The organism is Streptomyces spinoverrucosus (genome assembly GCF_006539505.1).
GTDB classification, from domain to species: domain Bacteria; phylum Actinomycetota; class Actinomycetes; order Streptomycetales; family Streptomycetaceae; genus Streptomyces; species Streptomyces spinoverrucosus.
Genome location: NZ_BJND01000020.1, coordinates 16,641 through 30,510, shown reverse-complemented (window position 1 = coordinate 30,510; position 13,870 = coordinate 16,641). Strand labels below are relative to the sequence as shown.

Sequence of the window (13,870 nt, the reverse complement as noted above, 5' to 3'; positions counted from 1 at the left end):
GTGGGCCGCACCCCCCGGCAGGGCGCCGGGGAGAGACTGCTTGCGCACGGGTGCCGAGCGAGCCGTACCGGGAACTCGGCACGCCGCCTGCTGCGGGAGGAGCACCGAGGTGACGGGCTGGACCTGGGAGTACGAGGGTTACGAGCCGGCCGACGAGCGGCTGCGCGAGTCGCTGTGCACGCTCGGCAACGGCTACTTCGCCACCCGCGGCGCCCTGCCGGAGTGCTCCGCGGACGATGTGCACTACCCGGGGACCTATGTGGCCGGCTGCTACAACCGGCTCACCTCCGATGTGGCCGGACGCAGGGTCGAGAACGAGGACCTGGTCAACGTGCCCAACTGGCTGCCGCTGCGCTTCCGGCTGCGCGGCCGTCCCTGGCTCACCCCGGACACCGCGACCGTCCTCGAACACCGCCTGGTGCTGCACCTGTCCTCGGGCGTGCTGGAGCGGCTGACCAGCTACGGGCTGGGCAACGGACGGGCGCTGACCGTGCGCCAGGAGCGGCTGGTGCACATGGCCGACCCGCACCTGGCGGCGCTGCGCACCGAGTTCACCGCCGACGGCTTCTCCGGCGAACTGCACGTCGAGGCCGCCCTCGACGGCGGCGTCACCAACGCCGGAGTGGAGCGCTACCGGGACCTGGACGGCCACCACCTCACCCACGAACACGCCGGAACCGCCGAGCACGACACGGTGTGGCTGCGCTGCCGCACCCGCACCTCCGACATCCGCATCGGCATGGCCTCCCGCCTCACCGCCGACGCGCCCGTGACCATCCGGCACGCCCGCCCCCGCACCACCCAGCGGACCCGGCTGCAACTGGTGCCCGGCCGCCCCGCCACCGTCGACAAGACCGTCGCCGTGTACACCTCGCGCGACCCGGCGATCAGCGACCCGCTGTACGCCGCCGTCGCCCGGGTCGGCCGCGCTCCCGCCTTCGACGAACTGCTGCGCAGCCACCGCACCGCCTGGGCGCAGCTGTGGCGCCGTGCCGACCTCGACGTCCCCGGCGAGGCCGGCAGCATCCTGCGGCTGCACCTGTTCCACGTACTGCAGACGCTCTCCCCGCACACCGCCGACCTAGACGTCGGCGTACCCGCGCGCGGACTGCACGGGGAGGCCTACCGCGGCCATGTCTTCTGGGACGAGCTGTTCGTCCTGCCCTTCCTCAACCTGCACTTCCCCGAGGTCTCCCGGGCTCTGCTGCGCTACCGCCACCGCCGCCTCGAACAGGCCTGCACCGCCGCGCTGAACGCAGGACGCCGGGGCGCGATGTACCCCTGGCAGAGCGGCAGCGACGGCCGTGAGGAGACCCAGCAGCTGCACCTCAACCCGAGGTCGGGCCGCTGGCTGCCGGACCACTCCCACCTCCAGCACCACGTCGGCTCGGCGATCGCGTACAACGTGTGGCAGTACTGCGAGGCCAGCGGCGACACCGAGTTCCGGCACACCAAGGCCGCCGAGATGCTGCTCCAGATCGCCCGCTTCTGGGCCGACGCGGCCCGTTACGACAAGGTCCTCGGCCGGTACCGCATCCGGGGCGTGGTCGGCCCCGACGAGTACCACGACGCCTACCCCGACGCCCAGCAGCCCGGCCTGAACGACAACGCCTACACCAACGTCACCGCCTCCTGGGTGCTCACCCGCACTCTGGAGCTGCTGCACGGCCTGCCCGAGCCGCGGCGCCGTGAACTCGCCGAGCGCACCGGCCTGGACGACGAAGAGCTCGACCTGTGGGACGAGATCTCCCGCACCCTGCACGTGCCCTTCCACGAGGGCGTCATCAGCCAGTTCGACGGCTACGGCGACCTCGCCGAACTCGACTGGCACCGCTACCGGCAGGAGTACGGCGACATCCGCCGGCTCGACCGGATCCTGGAGGCCGAGGACGACACCGTCAACCGCTACCAGGCCTCCAAACAGGCCGACGTCCTGATGCTCGGCTACCTCTTCGCACCCGAGGAACTGCAGGGCCTGTTCGCGCGGTTGGGGCTGTGGCTGGACGAGGAGACCTGGCAGCGCACCGTCGACTACTACCTCCACCGCACCAGCCACGGCTCCACCCTCAGCGGCCTGGTGCACGGCTGGATCCTCACCCGGGCCCGGCGCGCCGAGGCCTGGCAGTTCGTGCAGGAGGCCCTGCGCGGCGACATCGCCGACGTGCAGGGCGGCACCACCGGCGAGGGCATCCACCTCGGCGCCATGGCCGGCACCCTCGACCTCGTCCAGCGCGGCCTGACCGGCCTGGAGACCCGAGAAGGCGCCCTGTGGCTGGACCCGGTCCCGCTGCCGGAGCTGTCCTCGTACGGCCTCTCCCTGCGCTACCAGGGCAACTGGGGCGTCCGCCTGCGCCTGCGCCACGGCCGCCTGGAGATCACCGTACCGTCGTCCGACGAGACCCCCATCGACGTACGCCTGCCGGGCCGGGCCGTACGGCTGGAGCCGGGGGAGACGGGGCGACTGCTGCTGCCGGAGTGAGCGGCCACCGCCATCCGGCCCGACCCCGCCGCGCGCGACCCGTCCGAGGAGTGGCATCGTCGGAACCGGCGGTCCGAGCAGAGCAGCGATCACCGCACCGATCAGGAAGTTGACGCATGACCGACACACGCACCGTGACTGTCCTGGGCACCGGCATCATGGGCGCCGCGATGGCCCGCAACCTCGCCAGGGCCGGACTCGGCGTCCGCGCCTGGAACCGCAGCCGCGACAAGGCCGAACCGCTCGCCGCCGACGGCGCGCACATCGCCGGCACCCCGGCTGAGGCCGTCGAGGGCGCCGACGTCGTCCTCACCATGCTGTACGACGGGGCCGCCGTCCTGGACGTCATGCGCCAGGCCGCGCCCGCCCTGCGGCCCGGCACCGCCTGGGCGCAGTCGACGACCGCCGGCCTGGACTCCGTCGCCGAACTGGCCGCCTTCGCCGAGGAACACGGCCTGGTCTTCTACGACGCTCCCGTGCTCGGCACCCGCCAGCCCGCCGAGGCCGGGCAGCTGCTCGTGCTCGCCGCCGGTCCGAGCCGCGGCCGGGAAGCGGTCACGCCTGTCTTCGACGCGGTCGGCACCCGCACGGTGTGGACCGGCGAGGACGGCGCCGCCGGCACCGCGACCCGGCTGAAACTGGTCGCCAACAGCTGGGTCCTCGCCGCCACCAACGCGGCCGGCGAGGCCCTCGCCCTGGCGCAGGCGCTCGGCGTGGACCCGCAGAACTTCTTCGACGCGATCGCCGGGGGCCCGCTCGACATGGGCTACCTGCGCGTCAAGAGCGGGCTCATCCTCGACGACCGGCTGTCCCCGCCCCAGTTCGCGGTGGCCACGGCCGCGAAGGACGCGCGACTGATCGTCGAGGCGGGTGAGCGGCACGGCGTACGGCTCGATGTCGCCGCCGCGGGCGCGCAGCGGCTGGCCCGCGCCGCCGCGCAGGGCCACGGCGACGAGGACATGGCCGCCGCGTACTTCGCCAGCTTCGACGAAAGGCCCGAGACGCCCGAGGTGCCCGAGGCACCTGAAACGCCCTCCGCCTGACCCCCGTTCACCTGCGCCCCAGGAGGAAACCACATGTCCAGGACCCCGCTGCCGCCCGAGGTCGACGCACTGCTGGCCCGTCCCAACCCCTGCGTGATGGCCACCCTGCGCTCCGACGGCACGCCTGTCTCCACGCCCACCTGGTACCTGTGGGAGAACGGGCAGGTGCTGATCAGCCTGGACGAGGGCCGGGTCCGGCTGAAGCACCTGCGGCGCGACCCGCGCGTCACTCTCACCGTCATGGACAAGGACGACTGGTACACCCACGTCACCCTCGTCGGACGCGTCACCAAGATGTACGACGACGAGCAACTGGCCGACATCGACCGGCTCGCCCGGCACTACATCGGCAACCCCTACCCGGACCGGGTGCGCGCCCGGGTCAGCGCCTGGATCGAGGTCGAGCGCTGGCACGGCTGGGGCGCCCTGAAGGACAGCGCTCAGGCCTCCACCTGAGCCGGGGCTGACGTAGGCTCCGAGGCATGCGGATCTCCGTTTCCTCGGACATGGACGAACCCGTCGCCCGCCTGCTCGTCACGGAACTGCGCGATCGCGGCCACGAGGTGCTCACCCACGGCGCGCTGCGCGCCGGTGACGACCCGCAGTGGGCGGCGTGCTCGTCGGCGGCCGCGCGGGACGTGGCCGACGGGACGTCGGCGATGGCGGTGGTGTGCTGCTGGACCGGCACCGGTGCGTCGATCGCCGCGAACAAGGTGCCGGGCGTACGGGCGGCCCTGTGCACCGACGCCTATACGGCCGACGGCGCCCGCCGCTGGAACGACGCCAACGTGCTGGCGCTGAGCCTGCGGCTGACCTCCGAGCCGGTCCTGAAAGAGATCCTCGACGCCTGGTTCGCCGGGGAGGCCAGCGAGGACGCCGAGGACCGGGGGAACGTGGCCCGCATCGAACAGCTGGACGACGGTCGGGCCATGCCCTGAGGCTTCCCACCTCTACGTACGGTCCCCCTTCGGCTTCCCCCGCTGGTCCGGTGTCCCGTGCGGCGGCGGGCTGGAGGGCTCCGGCGATGTCGCGGGCGACACCGGGGAGCCGGCCCGGCCCGCTGGGCCCTGCTCGGGGCGCAGCGCCGACGGGTCGCCGGACGTCGGCTCCGCGCCCGCCTTCAGCTGCTCCAGCCGCGTGGTGAGCAGCTCGGTCACCGGCACCCGGTCGGCGTGCGTCCGCTCGTACGCGAGGAGCTCCTCGACCTCCTCGGTGGTCAGCGACCGCACACGGGCCTCCAGACCGCCGATCGGCAGATGGTCGTAGTCGGGCAGTGGCAGGGCGCTGCGGCCGGCGTCGGCCATGATCTTCCCTTCCCTCTGTCTGTTGCTCTGCGTCCGTGCTGCCGGGGCGGCGCTCAGTGCGCGCCGAGCCCGCCGCCGCCGAACGAACCGGTGGTGCCCTTGCCCCAGCGGGGCCGGTCCTTCGACGCGCTCGGCCGGGTCCGCATGTTGGTCAGCTCGTACGGCGTGAGCGGGCGACCGCCCTTGGGGATCACGGGCACGTCGTCCGGCTCCCGGTTCTCGCGGATCTCGTGCACCGCGCCCTCCGGCGGCAGGTGCGGCTGCTCCTCCGGGCGCGGGCGCGGAGGTTCACCGAGCTTGACGCGGTTGCCGAGCCAGAAGCCCCCCCACAGCACGACGAGAACGGCGACGGCGACCACGATCGGCACGAGCAGGAGCAGTCCGCTCGGCGCGGCCAGCTGCATGGATGCAGTGTTCATATCGGACGAATACCCCCTAAATCGACAGTGAACCGGGTCACTGGGACCGGGCGGCGCGGGTCTTGGAGCGGTTCGCCTTGCGAATCGAGTCGAGCAGCTCCGACTTCGACATCCGGGATCGGCCGTCGATGTCGAGCCGCTTGGCGACGTCGTAGAGATGCTGCTTCGAGGCGCTCTCATCGACGCCCTCGCCACTGCGCCCGCCCTGGCCGCGCGGCCTGGCCGACTGCGGGTCCGAGGGGCCCTTGCGGCCGCCCTCCTTGCGCTCCCAGTGGTCGCCGACCTTCTCGTGCGTGTGCTTCAGCGCGCCGTAGGCCACGCGGTGGGCCCGCTCGCCCTCGCCGTACTGCTCGACCGCCGAGTCGTGCGCCTTGATCCAGGTGCGCTGGGCCTCCCGGGAGGAGCGCTCCAGGGTCGAGGGGAGCTCCTCTCGTCCGGGCATCCGATCCACCTCCCTTGTCCTTGTTCGTCGGGATCCGGGTGCCCGCGAGCGACGGCGGAAAACAGGCCGTACCCTTCGCCCCTCGGGGGTTTGGCGGGGGCGGCCATGGCTACCCGCGCGGTGTGACTTCGACGACTTCGCAGCAGGACGTCTTCCGGTTCCTGGAAGATCGCTTCGCCTGCGCGCAGGCGTGCACGGAGTGTGCGCGGGCGTGCGCGCTGCGCGCGAGCCTGGTGGATCCGGACGGAACCGAGGAGCAGGAGCTGCTGCGCCGCAAAGGCATCATGTGCGCGGAGGTCTGCGACGCGACCTGCCGGATGCTGTCCGAGCAGACCCTCGCCGACGAGGAGGCCCTACGGGTCCAACTGGAGTGGTGCCGCACCGTCTGCCTGGACTCCGCCCACACCTTCGACGCCCACCCCACTGCCGAGGACGCCGCAGCAGCATGCCGCGCCTCCGCCCGGGCCTGCACGGAATTCCTGGGAACACTGGGCTGAGCCCGGCTTCTTGGGCGCGCTGGGGCTTCGGGGGGTGCGGCGGACAGCGGGGCCTTCTGGGCGCGCTGGGCTACGCGGGGGTGTCGGGCGGCCGGGTCCTGCGGGCGTGCTGGGCGGACGGGCATTGCGGGCGTGCGGGACAGCCGAGGCCTACGGGCGCGCTGGGTAGACGGGGTTGGGCGGGGTGCCGAGCAACCGGGGCCCTGCGGGCGTGCTGGGCTTCGCGAGGGTGTCGGGCAGCCGGGTCCTGCGGGCGTGCTGGGCGGGCGGGTCTCGCGGATGTGCCGGACAGTGGGGCTCCGCGGGCGGCTGGGTAGACGGGGTTCCGCGGGGTGCCGGACAGCCGGGTCCTGCGGGTGTGCTGGGCGGGCGGGTCTTGCGGCGTGCCGGACGCTGGGGCCCCGGGGGCCTGGGTGGACGGGTCCCGTGGGTGTGCCGGGTGACCGGGCCCGTGGGCGTGCTGGGCTCCGCCGCTGGGGACTTCCCGTACCGTTGCCATTCCCAATTTCTGGAACACGTTCTACGGTGTGCGCCGTCAGGCACGACCGGCCCTGGGAGCCTGGAGGCGCTGTGCACCTCGAATACACGCCCGAGCAGCAGCGGCTGCGCGCCGAACTGCGTGCCTACTTCGCAGAGCTGGTGCCGGACGACGGCCATCTGCGGCATGCCGAGCCTGCCGCGCAGAAGCGGTTCTACCGCGACACCATCCGGCGGCTCGGTACCGACGGCTGGCTCGGCGTCGGCTGGCCCGAGGAGTACGGCGGGCGTGGGCTGACGGCGATGGAGCAGTTCATCTTTTTCGACGAGGCCGCCCAGGCGGGCGTACCGCTGCCGTTGATGGCGCTGAACACCGTCGGCCCGACGATCATGCAGTACGGCACCGAGGAGCAGAAGGCGTACTTCCTGCCCCGCATCCTCTCCGGCGAGATCGACTTCGCGATCGGCTACAGCGAGCCCGACGCGGGCACCGACCTGGCGTCCCTCAAGACCCGGGCGGTGCGCGAGGGCGACGAGTACGTCGTCAACGGTCACAAGATCTGGACCACCAACGGCGACACCGCCGACTGGGTGTGGCTCGCCGTGCGCACCGACCCCGACGCCCCGCCGCACCGGGGCATCACCATGCTGCTGGTGCCGACCACCGACCCCGGCTACTCCTGCACCGTCATCAACACCCTCGCCGGGCACGACACCACGGCCAGCTACTACGAGAACATCCGCGTCCCCGTCGCCCGCCGGGTCGGCGAGGAGAACCAGGGCTGGCGGCTGATCACCAACCAGCTCAACCACGAACGCGTCACCCTCGCCGCACACGGCACCATGGCGATCCGCGCCCTGCACGACGTCCGCCGCTGGGCGAGCCGCACCAAGCTCACCGACGGCCGCCGCGTCATCGACCTGCCCTGGGTCCGCCGCCGACTCGCCCAGACCCACACCCGCCTGGACGCCCTGAAGCTCCTCAACTGGCAGATGGTCAGCGCCGTCCAGCACGGCACGCTCACCCCGCAGGACGCCTCCGCCGTCAAGGTCTACGGCTCCGAGGCGCGCCGCGACGCCTACGCCTGGCTCATGGAAGTCGTGGGCGCGACAGGCGCGTTGCAGGAGGGCTCGGCCGGCGCGGTGCTCCACGGCGAACTGGAACGCGGCTACCGCTCCGCGGTGATCTTCACCTTCGGCGGCGGCAACAACGAGATCCAGCGCGAGATCATCTCGTGGATCGGCCTGGGCATGCCCCGGGTACGGCGTTAGCCTGCCCGCATGGCGGGTGATCCGGGGCTGTTCACTCCACGGTCCGTGACCTGGCAGCTGCACGGCGACCCGATGATGTGGATCGCCGGTATCCGCGCGCTCCACCTCCAGGCCCTGCACCCGCGCGCCGTGCGCGGCGTCCTGCAGAACTCCGACTTCCGGCGCGACGCCTGGGGCCGGCTGATGCGCACCGCCAACTTCGTCGGCACCACGACGTACGGCACCACCGAGGCCGCCGAGCGTGCGGGCGCCCGCGTCCGCAAGATCCACAGCATGCTGCGGGCCACCGACCCGGACACCGGCGAGGAGTACCGGATCGACGACCCCGACCTGCTGCTGTGGGTGCACTGCGCCGAGATCGACTCCTATCTGCACGTGCTGCGCCGCTCCGGCTACCCGCTCACCGACGCCCAGGCCGACCGCTACGTACGCGAACAGCGGACCAGCGCCCGCCTGGTAGGCCTCGACCCTGACGCCGTACCGGCCGACCGTGCCGAAATGGCCGCCTACTTCGAGAAGGTACGGCCCGAACTCGCCGCCGGACCCGAGGCCAGGGACGTCGACGCCTTCCTGCGCCGCCCGCCGACACCCCCGGCGCTGACGCCGTTGCGCGAGCTGCTGTGGAGCCGGGTCGCCGGGCTGGCGTACGCCTCCCTGCCGTCGTACGCCCACGCGTTGTACGGCCGTCCCGCCCCCGCACCCGACGTCGTCACCCGCCGCCTGCGCCGCACCGGCACCCTGCTGCGCGCCGTCCCGGCGCGGGTGCGGTGGCAGCTTCCGCCGAAGCACATCCTGCGCGCCATGGCCCGACTCGGCCCGGCCGCCCGCCCGGCGCCGTACAAACTCGAACCATAGGTCGCCATACTGGACGGGCGAGTACTCCAGTGCGGTTTCGTGATCTATCCGGTGGGTTCGTCGGCGGAGCGTCGTCGGTAGTGGCAGCGCCGGGCGGTTGCCTGGTGGCGTCTGCGCCAGGCGGACCAGTGCAGCAGTCTGGCGGTGGTCATGGCCGGCGGGGTGAGGACGGCGGCGAGCAGGTGGCGGATCTCCGGGACCGTCAAGGCGATCGGATCGCGGCTGCGGGCGGGCTGGTGTGGATCGGCGGTCCGGTCTAGTGCCGTGCTGGCTGCGAGGGCGGTCAGGAAGGCCAGGGCGAGCATGGCGAGGGTGATGTGCCGGTGTCATGAGGTCCAGTTGCGGACCTGGTAGTGGTCGAGTCCGACCTGGCTTTTGGCGGCCTGGAAGGACTCCTCGACGCTCCAGCGGACACCGGCGACGCGGACCAGCTCCGCAAGAGTGACCGTGGTGGGTGACCAGCACAGGTAGAAGGCGAGTTCACCGGTCGTGCGGTTGCGGCGGATCAGCAGGTGGCGGTGGTTGTCGCTGCCGATGTGGACCCAGGCCCAGTCGTAGTAGCGCGGGCCTTTCGCACCGGCTCCGGCGCTGTGCCGCTGCCAGGCGGTGGCGGGCAGTCGGGCGGCGACGGTGTCCGCGCGGACAGGGGTGCGGCCGTGGTTGATCCGCACCCCGCGTCGAGCAGGCGACGGCCATCACGTAGCCGGTGCCGCGCGCTTCCAGGGCTGCACGAAGCTGCGGGTCCTGCCCGTAGGCTTCGTCGCCGGTCACCCATCGTGCCTTCACCCCGGCCTCCTGCGCGGCGGCGATCATCTCCCAGGCCAGGCGGGGCTTGGTCTGGAACTGCACTTCGTCGGGTATCCCGGCAGCGTGGCGGCGCTCGGGATCGGAGCACCAGGACTGCTCGGGCAGGTAGAGCCGGCGGTCGACCAGCGCCCGCCCCGGGCTGGTGGCATAGGCGAGGAAGACGCCGACCTGCGAGTTCTCGATGCGCCCGGCGGTGCCGGTGTACTGGCGTTGCACTCCCGCCGAGGAGTGGCCCTTCTTCACAAAGCCGGTCTCGTCCACGATGAGGACACCACCGTCGGTGCCGAGGTGTTCGACGGCGTAGGCGCGCAGGTCGTCGCGGACGGCGTCGGCGTCCCAGCGGGCGGAGCGCAGCAGCCGCTGCATCGGCCCCGGCCGGGCCAGGCCGGTCTGTTCGGCCAGTTGCCAGCAGTTCTTCCGCTCTGCCTTCGACAGCAGCCCGAGCAGATAGGCGCGGGCACTCGCCCTCGGCTCAACTCGGCCGAAACGGCCCGCGATCCGGGCCATTACCTGCTCGAACATCTCCCGCCAGCGGGCGCCGTCTATGCTGTGACCTGCGGCCACCGCACGATCGTCATGAGTCCACACAACCCTTGATGATCACGCGGTGGCCGTTCCAGTTCTCACGCGGGTCCGACCCAAGATCGCGAAGTCACACTGGAGTACTAGAGGCTGGCCGAAGCCATCCGCAGCAGCGGGCTGGCGGAACCACTCCGCGCGCCCAGCAGGATGGCCTCCAACGCGGCTACGCCGTCACCCCTTCCAGCCCGAGGCCGGCCAGCGTAGCGTTCAGCGGCCCTGTCGTACCGACAAAAGAGGCGGCATCAGCCGCCTCGACGAGCTCTACAACGGCTGAATAGCGCCCCGGGACTAGAGCGGTGGATGATGCACCGCTGGCAGTAGCGCTCTGGCGTCGTCGTCCCACTGCCTCTCGCCCGTCGAGAGGCAGCCGACTTGAGGGACGGGACAGGCGAGCGTCGGCCCAACGGGACCGCCTCCCCAATAGTCGAGGACAGTGGGTGGGTGTTGGGGTGTCTCGTGAGACATCTATCAGCCTGGAGAACCGGGGCTCCGGTGCCCCAGTCGCCGCAGGTCCGCCGAGCGGGTGCCGGCGGGCTGGAAACTGGAGCGCCGACGGGTTCGTTCCGATGCTCCGTGCGGGAGTTATGGCTGTTCATGCAGGTCGGAGCCGTGGGTAGACGCTTCACTCGATCGTGTGAGTATCTGACGATTTCTCGCAGATTTCAGTAGTTCTCTCCGATCTTCCCGGCGAGCGGTTCGCCGGCTGAGCACGGAGGCGTGATCCATTGAAATGGAACCTGCGCTGGGCCGCGGCCAAGCGCGACATCTGGCGCCCGACCCAGTTGCAGGCGGCCTTTCGGGAGGTGGGGTTCACCCCGTCCCTGAGCAAGGTGGCTGTGCTGTGGTCGAACAAGCCGGTCACCGTCCGGCTGGAGGACCTGGACAAGATCTGCGCCGCCCTCCAGTGCACGGTCGCGGACCTGATGGAGGCCGAGCCGCTGGCGGCGGCCGAGGGACGCCCGGAGACCGAGCAGCGTGCCGTCGGCGAGAACGGGCCCGCACGCCCGATCCCCCGGCCGGGCAGCGGCGGAGCCCGGCGTCCGCTGCCGCCGAACTGACTGGTCGACCGTTGATCAGGGGATTCCGGCTGCTCGGGTCGTGCGAGACGTGCGCGAGCTGGGGAGCGGTGAACGGGAACGCCATGTGCCCTCGATGCGCGTGGGCGTGGATCCGCGTTTCCTCGGGCAGAGATGGCTGGAGCGAGGCTCCGTGCCGCCGATGCGCGTGGACCGTGCCGGTGACGCGGGCGGGTGTGTGCGCGCCTTGCCTGCTGGCTGTCCGCCTTGGGGAAGACAATCCCTGGGCCTGGGGCGAGCTCCGCGACGAGGCCCTCGTGCCGGGCCGGCCGCGTCAGCTCGTCCTGGACATCGAGGGGATCGCCCTGCCCGAGGCGAGGCCGGTCCGGATGCCCCAGGGCAGATCCGGGCGCCGCGCGGGCAGCCCCGCATGGTTACGGGACCGGCTTCCCCAGCCGGTCCGGGACGATCCCCGGATCTGCCCTGTTCAGGTTCCCGGGCAACTGGGGCTCTTCCCGACCCCGGCCCGTCGCTTCGCCCGCACCCACGCGGCCCGCATCGGTGACCGGAACATCCCCGGTTTCGAGGCCGTCGCCGAGCAGCTGCAGCAGCTGCAGCAGCTGGCTGACGAGCGCCGGGTACGCGCCCGGACCATGTGGATCTGGCGGCTCGAAGGCTTCGCCCGCCTGGCGCTGGCCGCCCGCGACCCCGACCAGGACCAGGTCGCCACCGAGTCCCTGAAAGACCTCCTCTACAACGGCCCGATCCTCGGGAAGGCCCTGGACCGTGCCGGTCTCCTCGCACCGCCCCCACCGCGCCGGCTGGCTCCGCCGCGCGGGACCGGGCCTCGCCGCGGACAGCGCGAACCTGAGCTGCGGGGACAGTGCACGCATTGCCTGGCCTGGGCGAACGACCGCCGGGTCCTATGTGTGCCGTGCACCAGCTGGTGCTACGAGATCCGCAAACGCGGCGGCAACGAAGCCGAGTGCGACCGCTGCCACCGCACCTTGATGCTCAGCGGCGGGATGTGCCGCATGTGCCGGATCGTCGTCGCCGAAACCGAGGTCGACACCGCCCAGATCGCGATGAAGAACGGCGACCAGCTATGGTTCGCCCGCCCCCACGCCGCCGGACTGGCCGTCGGACGCCTGCTGCCCGGCACCGCCGCGCTCCAAGGCCGCTTCGCCCTCAAACGCCGCCGCGCCCGCGCCCGGGCCAGGTCGGCACAGCGGCCGTCCGAGCACCTTTTCGACCCCGCCCAGCTGGAACTCTTCCCGGCCCCGCCCCGCAATTGGACCCGTCTGGACACCACCAGGCCGCCCACCCTCACCCCGGCGGCAGCCAACCTGGTCGCTGACTTCACCGCGTACATGCGCGGCCGTGGATGGAACACCGACTCCTTCAGCGGCAGCATCCGAACCTTGCGCATCGTGACCGGACACCTCGGTGCCGACCTTCCCATCCAGGAGAGCGACATCCGGGCCCTGGCCTCCATGAGCGCCAGCCTCCAAGGCGCGCGCGTCATCAACTACCTCCGCCTACGCGGCCTGCTCGACGCCCAACCCCCCCCAGCGATCCGTGCATCGCCCGCGCCCGGCACCGCGCCGCCGACATCAGCCACCCCACCTTCTCCGCAGCCGTGCACACCTTCATCGACGTACTCCTCGGCCAAGGCAGCACCCCCAGCCGGGCCCGCAGCCCCAAGACCGTCGAGAACTATGTGGCCGCCATCCTGCACATCCTCGAAGCATGGATCGCCGACGGGCACACCGATCCCCGCGAGATCACCAAGAAGCACATCGAGGACGCCCTGGACCCGCTCCGCGGCGACCAGGCCCGCCGGCTGCACACCGCGCTGCGCTCCTTCTTTAGAGCCCTCAAGCGCGAACGCCTCGTCTTCCGCGATCCCGCCCGCAGCATCTCCCTCACCAGCAACCGAACCGTGCCGGCCGCGCTGCCCTCCGACCGCATCTCCGGCCTCCTCGACCGCCTCGATGATCCCCGCGACCGCCTCATGGTCGCCCTCGTCGCCATCTACGCCCTCCTCCCCGGACAGCTCGTCCACCTCCGACGAACCGACCTCGACCGCAGCAAGGGCCGACTGCGCCTACGCCGTGCGGGACGCATGGACCACGTCATCTACCTCGACGCCTTCACCCTGCGCCTGGCCACAACGTGGGAACTCCATCGCCACCGTCGCTGGCCCGACAGCTCCAACCCCCATCTCTTCGTCACCCGCAACACCGCCGTCAACGACTCCGGCCCGCCCATCAGCGCCGGCGTGGTCCAGCAGCTCTTCCAACGAGTCGGCCTGCCAGCCGGCCGCCTACGCGTCGACCGAATCGTCGACGAGGCGCGCCACAGCGCCGACCCCGTCCGGCTGATGGAGCTCTTCGGCCTGTCCAACCTCTCCGCCACCCGCTACGTCCTATCGGCACACCCCGACGAGAGGAACGGCCCCATCGCCCCGTAGGCGCCTTAGCGGTAACCGAAGAACGCAGACATGCGGGACCCCACGTGGACTACGAGGCCGGCGTGGACAACCGCCTGCGGCGGGGCGCGGCGGTGCTCACCTCCGCCGCGCCCCTTCGTCTTCGAGCGCGTCGGCGGACGCGCGATGAGCAACGAGTGATGATCCACAGTTTCGTGAATTCACAGCTATCAAGTGTTGACCTGG

General features: G+C 71.6%; 15 protein-coding genes. 9 read left to right on the top strand and 6 right to left on the bottom strand.

Going from position 1 to position 13,870, the window contains the following annotated elements:
- Positions 1-109 precede the first annotated feature (109 nt).
- The 4 genes from SSP24_RS14700 to SSP24_RS14685 all read left to right on the top strand — a co-directional run bounded on the left by SSP24_RS14700 (position 110) and on the right by SSP24_RS14685 (position 4,460).
- The gene (locus tag SSP24_RS14700; protein WP_141309966.1) at positions 110-2,479 is read left to right on the top strand and encodes a glycoside hydrolase family 65 protein; all 2,370 of its coding nucleotides are present in this window, start codon (positions 110-112) and stop codon (positions 2,477-2,479) included.
- 116 nt (positions 2,480-2,595) lie between these two features.
- Positions 2,596-3,522, top strand: a complete 927-nt coding sequence (locus SSP24_RS14695) for an NAD(P)-dependent oxidoreductase (RefSeq protein WP_141309965.1) — start codon at positions 2,596-2,598, stop codon at positions 3,520-3,522.
- Positions 3,523-3,555: 33 nt separating this feature from the next.
- On the top strand, positions 3,556-3,978 hold the full coding sequence (locus SSP24_RS14690) for a PPOX class F420-dependent oxidoreductase (RefSeq protein WP_141309964.1): 423 nt from the start codon (positions 3,556-3,558) through the stop codon (positions 3,976-3,978).
- Between the two features lie 26 nt (positions 3,979-4,004).
- Entirely contained in the window at positions 4,005-4,460 is a 456-nt protein-coding gene (locus SSP24_RS14685; protein WP_141309963.1) for an RpiB/LacA/LacB family sugar-phosphate isomerase, read from the top strand.
- 12 nt (positions 4,461-4,472) lie between these two features.
- Here SSP24_RS14685 and SSP24_RS14680 read toward each other — a convergent pair whose 3' ends face one another.
- The 3 genes from SSP24_RS14680 to SSP24_RS14670 are packed head-to-tail and all read right to left on the bottom strand — an operon-like array spanning position 4,473 to position 5,687.
- Complete coding sequence (locus SSP24_RS14680; RefSeq protein ID WP_141309962.1) at positions 4,473-4,826, bottom strand: DUF8129 domain-containing protein; 354 nt, start codon at positions 4,824-4,826, stop codon at positions 4,473-4,475.
- Positions 4,827-4,879: 53 nt separating this feature from the next.
- Positions 4,880-5,245 carry a DUF6479 family protein gene (locus SSP24_RS14675; RefSeq protein ID WP_141309961.1) on the bottom strand — a complete coding sequence of 122 codons (366 nt, stop codon included), beginning with the start codon at positions 5,243-5,245 and terminating at the stop codon, positions 4,880-4,882.
- Between the two features lie 37 nt (positions 5,246-5,282).
- Positions 5,283-5,687, bottom strand: coding sequence for a ChaB family protein (locus SSP24_RS14670; protein ID WP_141309960.1), 405 nt, complete (start codon positions 5,685-5,687; stop codon positions 5,283-5,285).
- A gap of 122 nt (positions 5,688-5,809) precedes the next feature.
- On the opposite strand from SSP24_RS14670, the gene SSP24_RS14665 reads away from it, so the two are divergent.
- The 3 genes from SSP24_RS14665 (at position 5,810) to SSP24_RS14655 (ending at position 8,788) form a co-directional block, all read left to right on the top strand.
- Positions 5,810-6,184: a four-helix bundle copper-binding protein gene (locus tag SSP24_RS14665; RefSeq protein ID WP_141309959.1), complete on the top strand. Its 375-nt coding sequence runs from the start codon at positions 5,810-5,812 to the stop codon at positions 6,182-6,184.
- A gap of 570 nt (positions 6,185-6,754) precedes the next feature.
- Positions 6,755-7,933: an acyl-CoA dehydrogenase family protein gene (locus SSP24_RS14660; protein WP_141309958.1), complete on the top strand. Its 1,179-nt coding sequence runs from the start codon at positions 6,755-6,757 to the stop codon at positions 7,931-7,933.
- Between the two features lie 9 nt (positions 7,934-7,942).
- The gene (locus SSP24_RS14655; RefSeq protein WP_141309957.1) at positions 7,943-8,788 is read left to right on the top strand and encodes an oxygenase MpaB family protein; all 846 of its coding nucleotides are present in this window, start codon (positions 7,943-7,945) and stop codon (positions 8,786-8,788) included.
- Positions 8,789-8,832: 44 nt separating this feature from the next.
- On the opposite strand, the gene SSP24_RS44090 is transcribed toward SSP24_RS14655, so the two are convergent.
- Complete coding sequence (locus SSP24_RS44090; RefSeq protein WP_229865638.1) at positions 8,833-9,093, bottom strand: hypothetical protein; 261 nt, start codon at positions 9,091-9,093, stop codon at positions 8,833-8,835.
- A 175-nt stretch (positions 9,094-9,268) separates the two neighbouring features.
- Positions 9,269-10,159, bottom strand: a complete 891-nt coding sequence (locus SSP24_RS14650) for an IS701 family transposase (RefSeq protein WP_229865639.1) — start codon at positions 10,157-10,159, stop codon at positions 9,269-9,271.
- A 743-nt stretch (positions 10,160-10,902) separates the two neighbouring features.
- Between SSP24_RS14650 and SSP24_RS14645 the strand changes: the two genes are divergently transcribed.
- On the top strand, positions 10,903-11,235 hold the full coding sequence (locus tag SSP24_RS14645; RefSeq protein WP_141309956.1) for a helix-turn-helix domain-containing protein: 333 nt from the start codon (positions 10,903-10,905) through the stop codon (positions 11,233-11,235).
- Between the two features lie 392 nt (positions 11,236-11,627).
- Here SSP24_RS14645 and SSP24_RS14640 read toward each other — a convergent pair whose 3' ends face one another.
- Positions 11,628-12,086: a hypothetical protein gene (locus SSP24_RS14640; RefSeq protein ID WP_141309955.1), complete on the bottom strand. Its 459-nt coding sequence runs from the start codon at positions 12,084-12,086 to the stop codon at positions 11,628-11,630.
- 746 nt (positions 12,087-12,832) lie between these two features.
- Here SSP24_RS14640 and SSP24_RS14635 point away from each other — a divergent pair.
- Entirely contained in the window at positions 12,833-13,666 is an 834-nt protein-coding gene (locus SSP24_RS14635; protein ID WP_167529587.1) for a site-specific integrase, read from the top strand.
- Positions 13,667-13,870 lie beyond the last annotated feature (204 nt).

Excerpts from the sequence above, each read along its gene's own strand:
- SSP24_RS14695 (WP_141309965.1), top strand. The coding sequence starts at position 2,596 with ATGACCGACACACGCACCGTGACTGTCCTGGGCACCGGCATCATGGGC.
- SSP24_RS14690 (WP_141309964.1), top strand. The coding sequence starts at position 3,556 with ATGTCCAGGACCCCGCTGCCGCCCGAGGTCGACGCACTGCTGGCCCGT.
- SSP24_RS14685 (WP_141309963.1), top strand. The coding sequence starts at position 4,005 with ATGCGGATCTCCGTTTCCTCGGACATGGACGAACCCGTCGCCCGCCTG.
- SSP24_RS14680 (WP_141309962.1), bottom strand. The coding sequence starts at position 4,826 with ATGGCCGACGCCGGCCGCAGCGCCCTGCCACTGCCCGACTACGACCAT.
- SSP24_RS14675 (WP_141309961.1), bottom strand. The coding sequence starts at position 5,245 with ATGAACACTGCATCCATGCAGCTGGCCGCGCCGAGCGGACTGCTCCTG.
- SSP24_RS14670 (WP_141309960.1), bottom strand. The coding sequence starts at position 5,687 with ATGCCCGGACGAGAGGAGCTCCCCTCGACCCTGGAGCGCTCCTCCCGG.
- SSP24_RS14655 (WP_141309957.1), top strand. The coding sequence starts at position 7,943 with ATGGCGGGTGATCCGGGGCTGTTCACTCCACGGTCCGTGACCTGGCAG.
- SSP24_RS44090 (WP_229865638.1), bottom strand. The coding sequence starts at position 9,093 with ATGCTCGCCCTGGCCTTCCTGACCGCCCTCGCAGCCAGCACGGCACTA.
- SSP24_RS14640 (WP_141309955.1), bottom strand. The coding sequence starts at position 12,086 with ATGCGTGCACTGTCCCCGCAGCTCAGGTTCGCGCTGTCCGCGGCGAGG.